Source organism: Aquamicrobium lusatiense, assembly GCF_014201615.1.
Lineage (GTDB): Bacteria > Pseudomonadota > Alphaproteobacteria > Rhizobiales > Rhizobiaceae > Mesorhizobium > Mesorhizobium lusatiense.
In genome coordinates this window covers 1,057,708-1,072,322 of sequence record NZ_JACHEU010000001.1, presented here as the reverse complement: position 1 = coordinate 1,072,322, position 14,615 = coordinate 1,057,708, and the positions used below count along the sequence as shown (strand labels likewise).

Annotated in this window: 13 protein-coding genes; 6 read left to right on the top strand and 7 right to left on the bottom strand. The window is 62.0% G+C overall.

The features are described from left to right. Positions 1-23: 23 nt before the first annotated feature. Entirely contained in the window at positions 24-1,019 is a 996-nt protein-coding gene (locus HNR59_RS05120) for an ABC transporter ATP-binding protein (RefSeq protein ID WP_183826863.1), read from the top strand. Between the two features lie 105 nt (positions 1,020-1,124). Here the strand turns inward: HNR59_RS05120 and HNR59_RS05115 are convergent, their stop codons facing one another. Next, the gene (locus HNR59_RS05115) at positions 1,125-1,952 is read right to left on the bottom strand and encodes a ferredoxin--NADP reductase (protein WP_183826860.1); all 828 of its coding nucleotides are present in this window, start codon (positions 1,950-1,952) and stop codon (positions 1,125-1,127) included. A 477-nt stretch (positions 1,953-2,429) separates the two neighbouring features. On the opposite strand from HNR59_RS05115, the gene HNR59_RS05110 reads away from it, so the two are divergent. From HNR59_RS05110 to HNR59_RS05100, 3 genes are all read left to right on the top strand, one after another. Next, positions 2,430-2,684, top strand: a complete 255-nt coding sequence (locus HNR59_RS05110; protein WP_183826857.1) for an acyl carrier protein — start codon at positions 2,430-2,432, stop codon at positions 2,682-2,684. 11 nt (positions 2,685-2,695) lie between these two features. Further along, complete coding sequence (locus HNR59_RS05105; RefSeq protein ID WP_183826854.1) at positions 2,696-3,904, top strand: beta-ketoacyl-[acyl-carrier-protein] synthase family protein; 1,209 nt, start codon at positions 2,696-2,698, stop codon at positions 3,902-3,904. A gap of 86 nt (positions 3,905-3,990) precedes the next feature. Further along, on the top strand, positions 3,991-4,695 hold the full coding sequence (locus HNR59_RS05100; RefSeq protein WP_183826852.1) for a glutathione S-transferase family protein: 705 nt from the start codon (positions 3,991-3,993) through the stop codon (positions 4,693-4,695). On the opposite strand, the gene HNR59_RS05095 is transcribed toward HNR59_RS05100, so the two are convergent. Next, positions 4,692-5,318 (bottom strand): nucleoside triphosphate hydrolase, encoded by a 627-nt coding sequence (locus HNR59_RS05095; protein ID WP_183826849.1) that lies wholly within the window; start codon positions 5,316-5,318, stop codon positions 4,692-4,694. The two genes, HNR59_RS05100 and HNR59_RS05095, sit on opposite strands and share 4 nt — an antisense overlap. Positions 5,319-5,555: 237 nt before the next feature. Here HNR59_RS05095 and HNR59_RS05090 point away from each other — a divergent pair, with 237 nt between their 5' ends. Beyond that, positions 5,556-6,380: a D-alanyl-D-alanine carboxypeptidase family protein gene (locus HNR59_RS05090; RefSeq protein WP_183831344.1), complete on the top strand. Its 825-nt coding sequence runs from the start codon at positions 5,556-5,558 to the stop codon at positions 6,378-6,380. Between the two features lie 193 nt (positions 6,381-6,573). Here the strand turns inward: HNR59_RS05090 and phoU are convergent, their stop codons facing one another. Both phoU and HNR59_RS05080 read right to left on the bottom strand, forming a co-directional pair. Then, the gene (phoU, locus tag HNR59_RS05085) at positions 6,574-7,287 is read right to left on the bottom strand and encodes a phosphate signaling complex protein PhoU (protein WP_183826846.1); all 714 of its coding nucleotides are present in this window, start codon (positions 7,285-7,287) and stop codon (positions 6,574-6,576) included. A gap of 129 nt (positions 7,288-7,416) precedes the next feature. Then, positions 7,417-8,682: a sensor histidine kinase gene (locus tag HNR59_RS05080; RefSeq protein ID WP_183831342.1), complete on the bottom strand. Its 1,266-nt coding sequence runs from the start codon at positions 8,680-8,682 to the stop codon at positions 7,417-7,419. 75 nt (positions 8,683-8,757) lie between these two features. Here HNR59_RS05080 and ppk2 point away from each other — a divergent pair, with 75 nt between their 5' ends. Continuing rightward, complete coding sequence (gene ppk2 / locus HNR59_RS05075) at positions 8,758-9,660, top strand: polyphosphate kinase 2 (protein ID WP_183826843.1); 903 nt, start codon at positions 8,758-8,760, stop codon at positions 9,658-9,660. On the opposite strand, the gene HNR59_RS05070 is transcribed toward ppk2, so the two are convergent. The 3 genes from HNR59_RS05070 to HNR59_RS05060 form a co-directional block, all read right to left on the bottom strand. Next, the gene (locus tag HNR59_RS05070) at positions 9,626-11,485 is read right to left on the bottom strand and encodes a glycosyltransferase (RefSeq protein ID WP_183826840.1); all 1,860 of its coding nucleotides are present in this window, start codon (positions 11,483-11,485) and stop codon (positions 9,626-9,628) included. The two genes, ppk2 and HNR59_RS05070, sit on opposite strands and share 35 nt — an antisense overlap. A gap of 627 nt (positions 11,486-12,112) precedes the next feature. Continuing rightward, complete coding sequence (locus HNR59_RS05065) at positions 12,113-12,808, bottom strand: GntR family transcriptional regulator (RefSeq protein WP_183826837.1); 696 nt, start codon at positions 12,806-12,808, stop codon at positions 12,113-12,115. 216 nt (positions 12,809-13,024) lie between these two features. Continuing rightward, the gene (locus HNR59_RS05060) at positions 13,025-14,599 is read right to left on the bottom strand and encodes an ABC transporter substrate-binding protein (RefSeq protein ID WP_183826834.1); all 1,575 of its coding nucleotides are present in this window, start codon (positions 14,597-14,599) and stop codon (positions 13,025-13,027) included. Positions 14,600-14,615: the final 16 nt, after the last annotated feature.

Genomic DNA, 14,615 nt, shown 5'->3' with positions numbered 1-14,615 from the left:
GCGACATTCAACAAGGACGACACATGGGTTCGCTGAACATTGAGAACGTGAAAAAGTCCTTCGGGCAGGTCGATGTGCTGAAAGGCATCGACCTCGAAGTGGCGGACGGCGAATTCGTCGTCTTCGTCGGCCCATCGGGCTGCGGCAAGTCCACGCTGCTGAGGGTCATCGCCGGGCTGGAGGACGCCACCTCGGGCCGGGTCGTCATCGACGGCAAGGACGTGACCGCGACCCCGCCGGCCAAGCGCGGCATCGCCATGGTGTTCCAGACCTATGCGCTCTATCCGCATCTGACGGTGAAGAACAATATGGGGCTCGGCCTGAAGCAGGCCGGCACGCCGGCCGCCGAGATCGAGAAGCGCGTCGCGGAAGCCTCCGCCATGCTGTCGCTCGATCCTTACCTGCAGCGGCGACCGGCGGAACTGTCGGGCGGGCAGCGCCAGCGCGTCGCCATCGGCCGCGCCGTGGTGCGCGAACCCAGCCTGTTCCTGTTCGACGAGCCGCTCTCCAATCTGGATGCGGCGCTGCGCGTCAACACGCGGCTGGAGATCGCGCAGCTCCACCGCCGCCTCAAGGCGACCATGATCTACGTCACCCACGATCAGGTCGAGGCCATGACGCTGGCGGACCGCATCGTGGTGCTGAATGGCGGCCGCATCGAGCAGATCGGCGCGCCGATGGAGCTGTACAACGCACCTGCCAACGAGTTCGTCGCCGGCTTCATCGGCTCGCCGAAGATGAACTTCATCGAGGGCGCAAGGCTGGGTGAAAGCGTGAAATCGATCGGCGTGCGGCCGGAGCACATCAGCGTCGACCCGGAAAAGGGCGACTGGAAAGGCACCGTCATCCATGCCGAGCATCTGGGCGCCGACACCAATCTCTATCTCGATTGCGAGAAGGCGGGGCTGATCACGGTGCGCCTGTTCGGCGTCTACAATGCCGAGCCGGGCGCCACGCTCTATGCCACGCCCGATCCGTCCGGCACCTATCGCTTCGGGCAGGACGGCAAGCGCATATAGGCAAGCCTTGTGCGGCCAGCATTCGCACCAGCCAGCGTTCGCAGCAAAATGAAAAGCCCCGGTGCTCGAGCACCGGGGCTTTCAATGGAATTCCCGAAAAACCGCTCAGCCGACGAAGGCCCGTTCGACCACGAAATCGGCCGGGCTGTTCAGCGAGCCTTCGACGAAGCCGCGCGCCTCGACCAGTTCCTTGACATCGCGCAGCATGTGCATTGATCCGCAGATCATGACGCGATCTGTTTCGCGGTTGAGCGGCTCGATGCCGAGATCGCTGTAGAACTTGCCGCTCTCGATGAGCGCCGTGATGCGCCCCATCACCGGCGTTTCCTCGCGCGTCGTGGAATTGTAGAGCGTGACGCGGCCGGCAGCGAACTCGCCGATCAGTGGATCGTCCTGCAAGGATGCCACCAGTTCCTGCCCGTAGGTGAGTTCGGCGCGGTCGCGGCAGGTGTGGGTGAGGAAAACATGCTCGAACCGCTCATAGGTATCGGGATCGCGCAGCAGGCTGGCGAAAGGAGCGATGCCCGTTCCGGTGGAAATCATGAACAGCCGTTTGGCGGGGGTGAGCGCATCGAGCACCAGCGTGCCGGTCGCCTTCTGGCGCAGCAGAATGGTGTCGCCCGGCTGGATCTTCTGCAGGTGCTGGGTCAGCGGACCGTCCTGCACCTTGATGGAGAAGAATTCGAGCTCCTCGTCCCAGGCGGGGCTTGCCACGGAATAGGCGCGGAACACCGGCTTCTCGGCATTCGGAAGGCCGATCATGACGAACTCGCCGGAGCGGAAGCGCAGCGATTGCGGGCGGGTCACGCGAAAGGCAAAGAGCTTGTCGGTATAGTGTTTCACCGACACCACGGTCTCGGCGTAGACATTGGCTGGAATGGGGAACTGGACCGGCTTTGCGTCAGCCGAATTCAACGTGGGAACCGTATTCATCAAGACAACTTTCCGCAAAAATGCAGCGCATCAGATCATGCGCGACCGGTCTGTCGGGGTCCAGCGCGCCCAGGCGCAGTACTGTTCGGGTAAGCCCGTATGCCTGCAAACTAGATATATAGGGGTGAGTTTTGCGTCAAGCAGTGGCGGCAAAAGGTCTTTTCAATCCGGAACGCATCGGCAGCATGAACGTTGCGGGTTTCGACGACTTTGGCGAAACTTCACCTCCGGGCGCGAAAGCTGAGGATTATTGCGGGAAAAAACATCTCTTTCGTTAACGCAGCCGGTACGTAGTGCCGGACATCCCGAAAGCTTCCGATAACGCTGTTGCCTCTAAAGGCCCGCCTTCCTATAGAAGGTTGAGCCTGCTCCATACGGAGATCAGGGTATCAGAGACAAGGGTCTGCCGAAGACACGATTGTGTCGCCGCGACGGGAAATCTGTTGCAACGCGCCGGACGAACAGGAAAGGAACCCGATGGCTGACCAGTTGGCAACCGAGATCATCGGCAAAATCAAGGAACATGCCGAGCCGGGCGATGAGGAAATCACGGTCACCACCGAACTGACCTCGCTCGGAATTCATTCGCTTGAGTTGACCGAGATCATCTTCGATCTTGAGGAACAGTATGGCATCGAGATCGAGATGAATACGGTTGACGCCTGGAGCAACCTGAAGAATGTCGGCGATATGATCGAGGCTGTCCGCGCCCTGATTGCCAAGAAGAACTGATCAGGAGCTTCATGCGCAAGCGCGTCGTCATCACCGGCATGGGTGGTCTCTGCGGCCTCGGCACCAGTGCCGCAGAAATCTGGAATGAAATGCGGGCCGGCCGTTCGGCCATCGGACCCATTTCCAATCCCGCTCTTCACGACACCAGGGTTGCCAGCGGCTGCGAAATCAAAACGCTGCCCGATCATGGTGTCGAGCGCAAGCAACTGGTGGCCATGGACCGCTTCAGCCTGCTTGCGGTGATCGCCGCCCGCGAAGCCGCCCGAAATGCCGGGCTTTCCATCGACGAGACCAACACGCAACGCATCGGCACCATCGTAGGTGTCGGCGTGTGCGGCTGGGAGGTCATCGAGGAAAACTACCGGGCCATTCTGCTCGAAGGCAAGTCGCGCGCCGGCATCTTCTCCGTGCCCAAGGCCATGCCGGGTGCGCCGGCAGGACATGTCTCCATGAGCCTCGGGCTTCGGGGGCCGGTATTCGGCGTCACCTCCGCCTGCGCCTCGTCCAACCACGCCATCGCCTCGGCGGTGGACCAGATCAGGCTCGGCCGCGCCGACGTCATGCTGGCCGGAGGCACGGATGCGCCGATGGTGTGGGGCATTCTCAAGGGCTGGGAAGCGCTTCGCGTTCTGTCGCCCGATACCTGCCGCCCGTTCTCGGCCGACCGGCAAGGGCTGGTGCTCGGCGAAGGCGCGGGAATGGTCGTTCTCGAAAGCTATGACCATGCCGTGGCGCGCGGCGCCGACATCCTGGCTGAGGTGGCGGGATCCGGCTTCTCCGGCGATGCGTCCGATATCGTGGCGCCCACCATCGAAGGGCCGGAACGCGCCATGCGCGCCTGCCTTGCCGATGCCGGCCTCAACCCGGAAGAGATCGACTATCTCAACGCCCACGGAACCGGCACCAAGGCCAACGATCAGATCGAGACGTCCGCGATCAAGCGCGTGTTCGGCGACCATGCCTACAAGCTTTCCGTATCGTCCACCAAGTCCATGCATGCGCACTGCCTCGGCGCATCGGGTGCGCTGGAGCTGATCGCCTGCGTCATGGCGATGCGCGAAGGCATCGTGCCGCCAACGGCAAATTACCGCGAACCCGATCCCGACTGCGATCTGGACATCACGCCCAACACGGCACGCGAGCGCAAGGTTCGCGCTGCAATCTCCAACGCCTTCGCCTTCGGCGGCACCAATGCCGTTCTGGCGCTCAAAGCAGTGTGATTTGTCATTGATCGGGACTGCGGCCCATAACATGCCGCATGTCCCGCATCCGCCATTCCGGCACCACCTCACGCAGGAGTTCTTCCATGGCCGATCTCTCCGCCTTTCCCGTCACCGCGCGCTGGCCCGCTCAACATCCTGACCGGATTCAGCTCTACTCCGCCCCGACGCCCAACGGTGTGAAGGTCTCGATCGCGCTGGAAGAACTCGGCCTGCCATATGAGGCGCACTATATCGACATCGGCAAGGACGAGACGTGGGGGCCGGAGTTCCTGTCGCTCAATCCGAACGGCAAGATACCCTCGATCATCGACCCGAAGGGGCCGGACGGCGCGCCGCTGGCGCTGTTCGAGTCCGGCGCGATCCTGCTTTATCTCGCGGAAAAGACCGGCAAGCTCCTGCCTGCCGATGCGGCGCGCCGATACGAGACCATTCAGTGGGTGTTCTTCCAGATGGCGGCGATCGGGCCGATGTTCGGCCAGCTCGGTTTCTTCCACAAATTCGCCGGCCGCGAGATCGCCGACAAGCGCCCGCTGGAGCGCTACCGCGCCGAATCGCGCCGGCTGGTCGGCGTGCTCGACGGGCGCCTCAAGGGCCGCAAATGGATCATGGACAATGACTACACCATTGCCGACATTTCCATGCTCGGCTGGGTACGCAACCTGATCGGCTTTTATGAAGCACGCGAACTGGTTGGTTTCGACGATTTCCCGGCTGTGGCCGAATGGCTGGAACGCGGCCTTGCCCGCCCGGCCGTGCAGGCCGGACTGGAAATTCCCGCACGCGGCTAAAGCTCCTCGCCGTCGCCGACCACCATGTCGGCGGCGCGGCGCCTGCCCGATACACGCCGTGCATTGGGCAGGTCGTTCGAGGCGACTTTGGTGCGGGCCTCGTCATCGCCAAAGCCATGCGTGTGCCAGCGCGCCAGAAGCCGCTTCTCCAGAACCGTGTCCGGCACATCGAGGAAGACGGAGAAGTCGAAGAGGTCCGCCAACCGCGACCATGGCTCCTCGTCAAGCAGGAGATAGTTGCCCTCGACCAGCACGAAACGTGTCTGCGGCTCCAGTATGGCCGCCGCCGCGCGCGACAGTTCCATGCTGCGGTCGAACAGCGGAATGGCGATCTCCGGGTCGCCGCCCCTGATGCGCCTGAGCAGGGCCTCGAAGCCGGAAAAGTCGAAAGTCTCCGGGCTGCCCTTGCGCTCCCGCAAACCCCTGCGTTCCAGCACGCCGTCGTCATAGTGGAAGCCGTCCATCGGGACCACTTCGGCCGTGCCCTCGGGCAACAATTCCTTCAGTTTTGCGGAAAGCGTCGACTTTCCCGAGCCCGGCGGTCCGGCAATGGCGACGACGAACCGGCCCGACTTGCCGGCGCGCTTGAAGATGGCGGAAGCTATGGACGCGATTTCTGACATCTTGACCTCCTGTTGCCGTTAGAACGAATGGCTGCGCGTGCAGTTCCGCACCGTTTTGAAGCGAAGTATAGAATGGCCCGGTCATCGTGCCGCTGGCAACGGGCATTGAAGCGCATGGACGCGGAACATCGCTTCAGCTAGGGTCCGCGCCAAATTCCGTTCCAGCCAGCTTTATCTCACGGCCCGCGATTGTCCCGACTGCTTCAGAAATTCGCTGTCATCCTCACGCTGGTCGCGATGGTCGCCGGCTGCACCACGGCAATGCCGCCGGAGGCCGTGCTTTCGGTTCCGGCCGCGCCGCAGAAATATGCTTCCATCGTGGTCGATGCACGGACCGGCAAGCAGCTGTTCGAGATGAACTCGACATCGCCGCGTTATCCGGCCTCGCTGACCAAGATGATGACGCTCTACATGCTGTTCGAGGCCCTGACCGCAGGACGCGTCAAGAAGGACGCGGGGATCCCCGTCTCCGCCTATGCCGCCTCGCGCCCGCCCAGCAAGCTTGGCCTGCGCCCCGGCGAGCGCATCGACGTCGATACGGCCATTCGCGCGCTGACGGTGAAATCCGCCAATGACGTGGCTGCCGCCGTGGGCGAATATCTGGCCGACAGCGAGGAGGCCTTCGCCGCCGCCATGACTGCCAGGGCCCGTCAGCTCGGCATGCGCAACACCACTTTCCGCAATGCATCGGGCCTGCCCGATGACGCGCAGTTCACCACCGCCCGCGACATGGCGGTTCTGGGCATCGCGCTGCGCAATCGCTTCCCGCAATATTACCACTATTTTTCGGCCACCGACTTCATGTTCCGGGGCAAGCTGGTGCGCGGCCATAACGACATGCTCGGCCGCGTCGCCGGCGTCGACGGCATCAAGACCGGCTACATAAGAGCCTCCGGCTTCAACATCGTCACCTCCTACAGTGCCGATGGTCGCCGCTATGTAGTGGTGGTGATGGGCGCCAACACCGCCCGCGAGCGCAATGCGCACGCCGAATCCCTGCTTGAAAGGGCCCTTGGCTCAGCCCCCGACCGAACCCGGCTGGTGTTTCAGGAAAATCCTTAAAGCGTGTCGCGATCTTCCAGATTCGCTCCTCACGCTTTAAGTTCTTGTTTTTGCGCATGTCGTTATCCCGAAACCGGTTCCCACTTTCGGGCGACATGCGTTAAAGCGGCTACAACGTGTATCTTACGCAATCCCGGACGCAAAACCGCTACGCAATTTTGCTGGAATTGCCCTGACCGCCGGTTTTTTCCGATCAGCTTATCGGCATCACGATGCGGTCGGTCTTGTCGCCCTTCGGGCGCTCGACCGGCATCTGGTCGCCGGTGACGATGAAATAGATCGTCTCGGCAATGTTGGTGGCGTGATCGCCAATGCGCTCGATGTTCTTGGCGCAGAACAGCAGATGCGTGCAGGGGGTGATGTTGCGCGGATCCTCCATCATGTAGGTCAGGAGTTCGCGGAACAGCGAGGTGTACATGGCGTCGATCTGATCATCACGATCGCGAACGAAACCGATGGTCGCCACCGAGCGCGAGGCATAGACGTCGAGCACTTCCTTGAGCTGTGTGAGCGCCAGATCGGAGAGCGCCTCGATGCCTCTGTAGAGAGAGACGGGCTGCACCGCATCGCCCACCGAAGCCACGCGCTTGGCGACATTCTTGGCAAGATCACCGACGCGCTCGAGATCCGCGGAAATGCGGATGACACCGATCACCTCGCGAAGATCGGTGGCCATGGGCTGGCGCTTGCCGATCAGGAGGATGGCCTTGTCGTCCACTTCCCGCTGGCCCTGATCGAGAACGGTATCATCCTCGACCACCTTGCGGGCAAGCTCCGGATCCGAATTCACCAGGGCCGAAATGGCCTGCTCGACCATGCGCTCGGCATGGCCGCCCATCGCCGCAATGCGCTTCGACAAATATTTCAGCTCCTCGTCATAGGCGCTGACAATATGCACAGACTGCATGGGCGGAACCTCCAGGGCCACTTTGATTCGGCCTCGCTTATTTCCCTTCCGTTACGCCACTCACATGACAATTGCACGAAAGTCGGCAAGGAACCTGTCATCCATTCTAGCGCCGCCCCATCCGCAGTTCTAGTTGGTCGGCAAATGAACGGTGAAGGCCGCTCCCTTGCCAAGCTCCGACTGGATGGAAAGCCGGCCATGATGGCGGGTGAGGATGTGCTTGACGATCGCAAGTCCCAGCCCCGTTCCCTTGCGTGACTGGGCCGTCTCGGAATCGATTCGATAGAAGCGTTCGGTGACGCGCGGAATATGCTCTTCGGCGATGCCGGGCCCGAAATCGCGGATCGTGACGTCGATGCCGGGCTGGCCGCCCTTGTCGCCCGGTTCTATGGAAACGACAACGCGGTCTCCGTCCTGTCCGTATTTGCAGGCATTCTCCAGAAGATTCTCGAAGACCTGATAAAGCTCGTCGCGATCACCCGGAACCTCCATCGGCCCTTCGGCGAATTGCCGCTCGATGGCAAGGCCGTTTTCGCCTGCCACCGGCGCAAGCGAATCGATCACGCTATCGAGAACCTGCCTGAGATCGACCCGCGCCCCGGCCTTCAGATAGGGCTTCATCTCCAGCCGCGACAGCGACAGCATGTCGTCTATCAGGCGGGCCATACGCCCGGTCTGGTTCTGCATGATCTGCAGAAACTGCTCGCGCGCGGCCGGATCGTTGCGGGCCGGTCCGCGCAGCGTCTCGATGAACCCCGCGATGGAGGCCAGCGGCGTGCGCATCTCATGGCTGGCATTGGCGATGAAGTCGGCACGCATGCGATCGATTCGGCGCGCTTCGCTCTGGTCCTTAAACAGAAGCACATGCAGCCGCGAGCCGTGACCCACGGAAGAGGCGGTGACGCGATAGACGCGCTCTACCGGCAGCTTGTCGATGAAATCCACAGATTGCGAGCCGCCGCCGCGGAGCGACGCATCGATCAGCGCCTGCATTTCGGGCGCGCGAAACTTGAGCTGGAGCGACATGCCGGCAGGCAGATCGCCGAAAGCGGCCAACGCCGCCGCATTAGCATGGATGATGGAGGCACCATCGTCGAATACGATCAGCGGATCGGTGACGGCGGCGGCAAGGTTCTCCGCCGACAGGCTGTGCAGTTCCCCCGGTTCGCGGCTTTTCCTGCCATGTTCCTGCCGCTGATGTGATGCCGATCCGGTCAGGCCGGCAACCAGCAGCAGGATGACGATAGCGCCCGGGATGACGAGCCAGGGCAGATCGGCGAGGAAGAAAACCGCGAACACCGCAACAATGGCCGTGACCAGCAGCCAGCGTGCCGCCCACAAATTGCTGGCGAAATGACGCACGCCATACTTCTGTCGGTCGCTCAAATCGGCCATCATGTCCGGCAGAATGCTCCTGTATCTCTGCATCTTGTCCTAGCACGATCTTCTGCACACGAAAGGTTCGCCTGCATGAAAAACTCCGATGACACCTCTGTGACAGCCGGAACCAAGCCGCTGAAAATAAATGTCGGCGGGAAGGAGCGTCTTTTCGACATTGACGATCCGAAGCTGCCGGACTGGGTCGAAGAGAACAAGCTGACTGCTGGCGGATACCCCTATGACAAGAAGATGAAAAAGGAGGAATACGAGCCGGCGCTGGAAGCCCTTCAGATCGAGCTGGTGAAGGCACAGGCGTGGATGCAGAAGACCGGCGAGCGCGTCATCGCCCTGTTCGAGGGGCGCGACGCCGCCGGCAAGGGCGGCACCATATTCGTGCTCCATCAATACATGAACCCGCGTTCCGCGCGGACCGTGGCGCTCACCAAGCCCACCGAGACGGAGCGCGGCCAGTGGTATTTCCAGCGCTATGTCGAGCATTTCCCGACCGCCGGCGAACTCGTTTCCTTCGACCGCTCCTGGTACAACCGCGCGGGCGTCGAGCCGGTTATGGGTTTCTGCACACCCGAGCAGCACGAGAACTTTCTGGAGGAAGCGCCGCGCTTCGAAAAAATGGTGCGTTCCGAAGGCATTCACTTCTTCAAGTTCTGGCTCGACATCGGCCAGCAAACGCAGCTTGAGCGGTTCCATGACCGCCGCCACAGCCTTCTGAAGAGCTGGAAGTTCTCCCCGATGGACATAGCGGGCATCACCCGCTGGAACGATTATACGATCGCCCGCAATCAGATGATCGAGACGACCCACAGCAAGGCCGGGCCATGGACGGTGGTTCGGGCCAATGACAAGCGCCGGGCGCGGCTGGCCGTTATCCGCCGCCTGCTGCTGGCGCTGCCTTATGAGGGCCGCGACCTTGGTGTGATCGGCGAGGAAGACGACAAGATCATCGGCGAAGGATCGTCGCTGCTGCTGGCATAGGCCACAGCTGGCCGGTGTCGGCACCGTATGCTGTTGCCGCACCAGCCCCCTGCGGCGATTGCCTGAGGATCTGCGATGCCTTCATGTTTTCGTGAGGCGTCTTCTCCCATCTGAAGGGCTGGCGCCACAATTGCCAGACTGCGCGCCAGCCGGCCCATGACATCATCGCCCAGTAGACAGGGGTTAGGATCACTATCCTCCAGAACCCCCTTCGCTGCCCTTTGGCCATTGTCTGCCAGCCAAGCATCAGAAACGCCGCATAGCCGCAGGTGATGTTGACGACATCGAGCGCCATCAGCAGCGGATAAGTCACGCCACCGGCCTGCCCCAACCACAGACGAACCGTCCCCAGCAGAAAAGCAGCGAGGAGGAACGGATGCAGCAACGCCGACCCGAGCATTCCGGCGAACAATATCTGCGCCATGATGAAAGAGCCAAAACCGAGATCGCGGACAAGGCGAACGGGCTGACGCATATGCACGAGCCACGTCTGCGCCCAGCCCTTGAACCAGCGCGTGCGCTGCGGCACCCACACGGACAGCATGCGCGGCGCCTTCTCATAGGTCGGGGAGTTCAGGGTTTCGGCGCGGTAGCCGAACCGCGCCAGCCTCAGCCCCAGATCGGCATCTTCGGTGACGTTGTAGGGATCCCATCCCCCAACGTCCTCAAGAGCCGCACGGCGAAAGTGATTGGATGTGCCGCCCAGCGGCAGAAGGAACCTGTGCCGCGCCAGAAACGGCAGGAGCCCGCGAAACAGGGCGCGATACTCGAAGGCGAACATGCGTGCGACCGGACTTTCCGGGCCATTCGAGATTTCCAGAGGCGCCTGCAGCACGGCCAGTTCCGGACCGGCTTTCTGAAAGCGCGCCCACGCCTCTGCAAGCTGCATGGGGTCCGGCCAGTCCTCGGCATCGTAAAGCACCACGAACTCGCCGCTGGTCATCGGCAACGCATAGGAAAGCGCCTTGGGCTTGGTGCGGGGACCAACGGCAGGCACCTCGATCACCTCGATATATGACGGCAGCGGACAGGCCCGGATAGCGGACAGCGTCTCATGGTCGTCTGCCTCGCACACCAGCTTGATCTCCAGCCGGTCACGCGGCCACACGATCCAGTCCAGCGCCGTCAGCAAGTCGGGAACGATGTCGGCTTCCTTATAGAGCGCGATCAGAACCGAATAGGTCGGCACGTTCCCGACAGGCACCGGTGTGGGAGAGGCATTGTCGGGAGGCCCTGCATAGACGACGGCCGCCGCCCGCAACATGACGCAGGTGAGGAAAAACAGCGTCGCGAACAGATGAACAATGCCGACCACGAGCGTCGGGGCAAGAAACAGGCCGACAGGCAGCAGCGCCATCGCAAGCCCTGCCATGTAGCCCTGCCAGGCATTGGCCACAACGTGAGCGGACATCTCGGGATGACGCTCGGAAAGACCATTCACCGCAATGCGGGACAAAAGCGGGCGCGCACGGGAAATCAGCGCCTCACGCAGGACCCTGTCATCGATCAGCCTTATCCGGGGCGCGAGGTGGGGACGCTTCGCAAGACAGGCGCGCATGCGCTCCGGGCTGACGGATCTGGCGGGCAGCAGGAAGCATACGCCTCCTCCCCGCTCCAGATATCTGACCGGCAGATGACCACCGTTTCCGCGCAGCAGCAACAGCAGCTGGTTCTCGTTCAGCACCATGCGCTCAGGATCGATCTCTTCCGCCAGTCTGAGGCCCAGTTCGCCGGCCAGGGCACGGATCACTTCGCGGCGGCTGTAGTCCCCGGTGGACACCAGCGCCGACAGGATATCGGCACGGGCAGCGGGCTTGCGGGACAAGTCAGCGATCAGAGTCTGCGGCGCGTTGAGCCGCCCAAGAACCCGGTGCCATTCATCTACAAACCGGCTACGGCCAGCCAATATGCCGGAAGATGCCCCCATCGCGGATCGCCGCCCGGTGCCGTGCTTTCGCGAAACAGATCCAGCCGCAGGCGCCAGATCTTTGACCGTATGATGCATGATACCCCCTGCCGTCCAGAACGCCGGTATCGATCCCTCATTCACATCCTCCGGAACACCGTAAGAGCCGTAGCCATCCCGCAGTGCTGGTTCGTGATCAGCACTGCGCCGCGATCCCGGCAACCAGAGAGCGATCCGCGGCACCGGCGACAAGCCGGTTCCGCTGGCAGCTTCCCACTCAAACTGTTCTGATGTGAAATCAGCGATATGCAGCGAAATACAGCTCGGTCACCCGGTCAAAATAGTCCCGGCTCCACTGTCTTTCATCCACACCACTCCCCTGCCCCCGATGCAAATCGAAAGCCGTATTCTTGCTTGAATATGACTGATCAACACCCCCCGACCAGCATTCTTTATCTTATACTTGCTGATGCTAGCATGTTTTTTTGTTTGCGCCAGTTGTTATGTTTATTCCATGGCGCAGCAAAGGCAGAGGCCTGCCGGGCATCAGGCCGGCTCGTCAAACCGGGCATGCGCACGCAGATATTCCGAGCCTTCCTGAATATCCCGGACCATGGCCTCACGGGCCCTGACGCCGTCCTTTTCCTCAAGGGCGGTGAGAATGTCCTGATGATAGTCGATCTCCAGAATCCCCGACAGGTCGCCTTCGAACACCGAGGCGTAGGACCGCAGGAAGGGACCGACCTGCATCCACAGGGTTTCGATCATGAAGACCATCTGATCGTTGTCGCTGTGACGGTAGATCGAGAACTTGAACTCGTAATTGCGCTGCAGATAGAGGTCGATGTCTCCAAGCTTCGCCGCTTCGGTCAGTTCGGCGCAGCTTTTGCGCAGGCTGCGCAGATTGTTGCCGTTGATGCGGTTGCAGGCCGCCTCGGTCGCGGCCCCCTCCAGCAGTGCGCGCGCATCCATGAGCTGCCGCAGCTTCTCCGCCGTCATCTGCGGCACCTGCATGCTGCCGTTCGGCATGGCGTCGAGCGCGCGCAGGGAATGCAGCCGCGACAGGGCGCTACGCACCGGCATGTCGCTGGTGCCGAGTTCGGCGGCAAGCTTGCGTGATGTCAGCTTCTGGCCGGGCGCAAGCATGCCCGACATCAGGGCATGCACCAGTTCCCGATATATCTTTTCATGCACTGGAACGGTGTCGACGGCCGACAGGCCAAGCTTGGACTTCCTCGTCATATGCGTTGCTTCACCCCTCATGCTGCTTTCAGGCCGCGCTCTGTCCGGCCCTGGGTGCAGCTCTCCCCGTCAGGCTGGCGAACTATACGCCATTGCGCCGGACAGGAAACTCTTTGTTGGGATGAAGGCGCCAGTTTGCCGCGCCGGCAAACAGACAAACGCGCCGCCCGCTCCGGTCAGGATGCAGGCGGCGCTGTCATTCACAGGGCGAAAAGCCTATTTCTTGGAAACGCCCCAGCCGATGGGATTTTCCGCCGGCCATGTGCTGAAGCCTTCCACGTTAGGCGCCGTCACCGTGTTCACGGAGTTGTAGTAGAGGCTGATCGTGGGAATCTCGGCCACCATCATCCTGTGCAGCTTCAGGAAGATTTCCTCGCGCTTGGCGAAGTCGGTTTCGACCAGCGCCTGCTGGTACAATGCGTAGGCCTCGCTGTTGTCCCACTGGTTCGAGGGATCGGCCTTCTTGTCGCCGGTGATGTTGCCGTAGACCAGCGCCGGATCGGTGCGCGGCGACCAGATGAAGGACTGCATCTGGAACTTGCCGCGGTTGAAACGCTCGAACTGCGCGCCCCATTCGAGGGTTTCCAGCTGCGCATTGATGCCGACCTGCATCAGCATGCCCTGAAGCAGAACCGCATTCTCGAACATGGAGCGGAAGCGCGTGTTGGTCTGGATGGTGATCCGCTCGCCCTTGTAGCCCGCCTCGGCCAGCAGTGCCCTTGCCTTGTCGGGATCATATTGCGGCCACTCCTCGAATTTCTCCGAATGATAGGGGCTGGCCGGTGAAACCGCCGAATGGCCGGGCTTTTCGGTTCCGGCGCTGCGCACCTCCGCGATCTCGTCATAGTTGATCGCATGGGCGATGGCCTGCCGCACCTTCAGGTTCGACAGCACCGGGTCGTTGGTCTGCATGAGGAAGACCGCCCATGTCAGGCCCGGAGCGGTGGAACGCTGGAACCCTGCCTTCTCCAGCTCCTGCGCCCGGCGCGGATCGACCGAATAGATTACGTCGACATCGCCGGATTTCAGCGCCACCTCCTGAACGGTCGGATCGGGCACGATCTGGAAGCGCAGCGTGTCGACCCTGGCCGTGCGGTCGCCCGAATAGCCGGAACGTTCCGCCTTGCTGGCCACGTAGTCTCCGAAACGCTTCAGAATGATGTTGTCATTCACCGAACGGCTGGCCAGCATGAAGGGGCCGGAGCCGATCGCCGATCCCTCCTTCCACTCGCCCTTTTCATCGACGTTCTTCGGGCTCGCGACCCACAGGTTGCACTGCACCTCGGCCAGCCGCAGCAGGAAGAGCGGGCTCGGCTTTTCCAGCGTGAACACGACGGTCAGCGGATCCGGCGTGTCCACCGACAGCACCTTGATCTGACGCGTGCCGTCGAAATTGGCCTTGCATGAAACCTTGCGTTCCGGATTGAGGTGGAAATCCCAGCTCCACTTCACATCCGCCGAGGTGATCGGGTCGCCATTGTGGAATTTCGCGCCCTCGCGCAGCCTGAAGGTGTAGACCGTGCCATCATCCGACACGGTCCAGGAATCGGCGAGCGCCGGACCGATGCTGAGGTCCGCCTTGAGGCCGACCAGCGTCTCATAGAGATGGTGCAGAACCACGTCGCTCGGCCCGTCGCGGCTGAGATCGTTCAGCGCCCGCAAATCGCTCGACAGGGCGATGACCAGCTCGTCATTCGCCGTTTTCGCCGAGGCTGCGGCCGAGCCGATCATCAGCCCCACGGAACAGGCGAGCGCGAACCGAAGCGCGCCCGTTGCAGAAATCTTCCTCATGAGTGTTCCCCTGTTG

Excerpts from the sequence above, each read along its gene's own strand:
- HNR59_RS05100 (WP_183826852.1), top strand. The coding sequence starts at position 3,991 with ATGGCCGATCTCTCCGCCTTTCCCGTCACCGCGCGCTGGCCCGCTCAA.
- HNR59_RS05105 (WP_183826854.1), top strand. The coding sequence starts at position 2,696 with ATGCGCAAGCGCGTCGTCATCACCGGCATGGGTGGTCTCTGCGGCCTC.
- HNR59_RS05115 (WP_183826860.1), bottom strand. The coding sequence starts at position 1,952 with ATGAATACGGTTCCCACGTTGAATTCGGCTGACGCAAAGCCGGTCCAG.
- phoU (WP_183826846.1), bottom strand. The coding sequence starts at position 7,287 with ATGCAGTCTGTGCATATTGTCAGCGCCTATGACGAGGAGCTGAAATAT.
- HNR59_RS05060 (WP_183826834.1), bottom strand. The coding sequence starts at position 14,599 with ATGAGGAAGATTTCTGCAACGGGCGCGCTTCGGTTCGCGCTCGCCTGT.
- HNR59_RS05120 (WP_183826863.1), top strand. The coding sequence starts at position 24 with ATGGGTTCGCTGAACATTGAGAACGTGAAAAAGTCCTTCGGGCAGGTC.
- HNR59_RS05065 (WP_183826837.1), bottom strand. The coding sequence starts at position 12,808 with ATGACGAGGAAGTCCAAGCTTGGCCTGTCGGCCGTCGACACCGTTCCA.
- HNR59_RS05080 (WP_183831342.1), bottom strand. The coding sequence starts at position 8,682 with ATGGCCGATTTGAGCGACCGACAGAAGTATGGCGTGCGTCATTTCGCC.
- HNR59_RS05110 (WP_183826857.1), top strand. The coding sequence starts at position 2,430 with ATGGCTGACCAGTTGGCAACCGAGATCATCGGCAAAATCAAGGAACAT.
- HNR59_RS05095 (WP_183826849.1), bottom strand. The coding sequence starts at position 5,318 with ATGTCAGAAATCGCGTCCATAGCTTCCGCCATCTTCAAGCGCGCCGGC.
- HNR59_RS05090 (WP_183831344.1), top strand. The coding sequence starts at position 5,556 with ATGGTCGCCGGCTGCACCACGGCAATGCCGCCGGAGGCCGTGCTTTCG.
- ppk2 (WP_183826843.1), top strand. The coding sequence starts at position 8,758 with ATGAAAAACTCCGATGACACCTCTGTGACAGCCGGAACCAAGCCGCTG.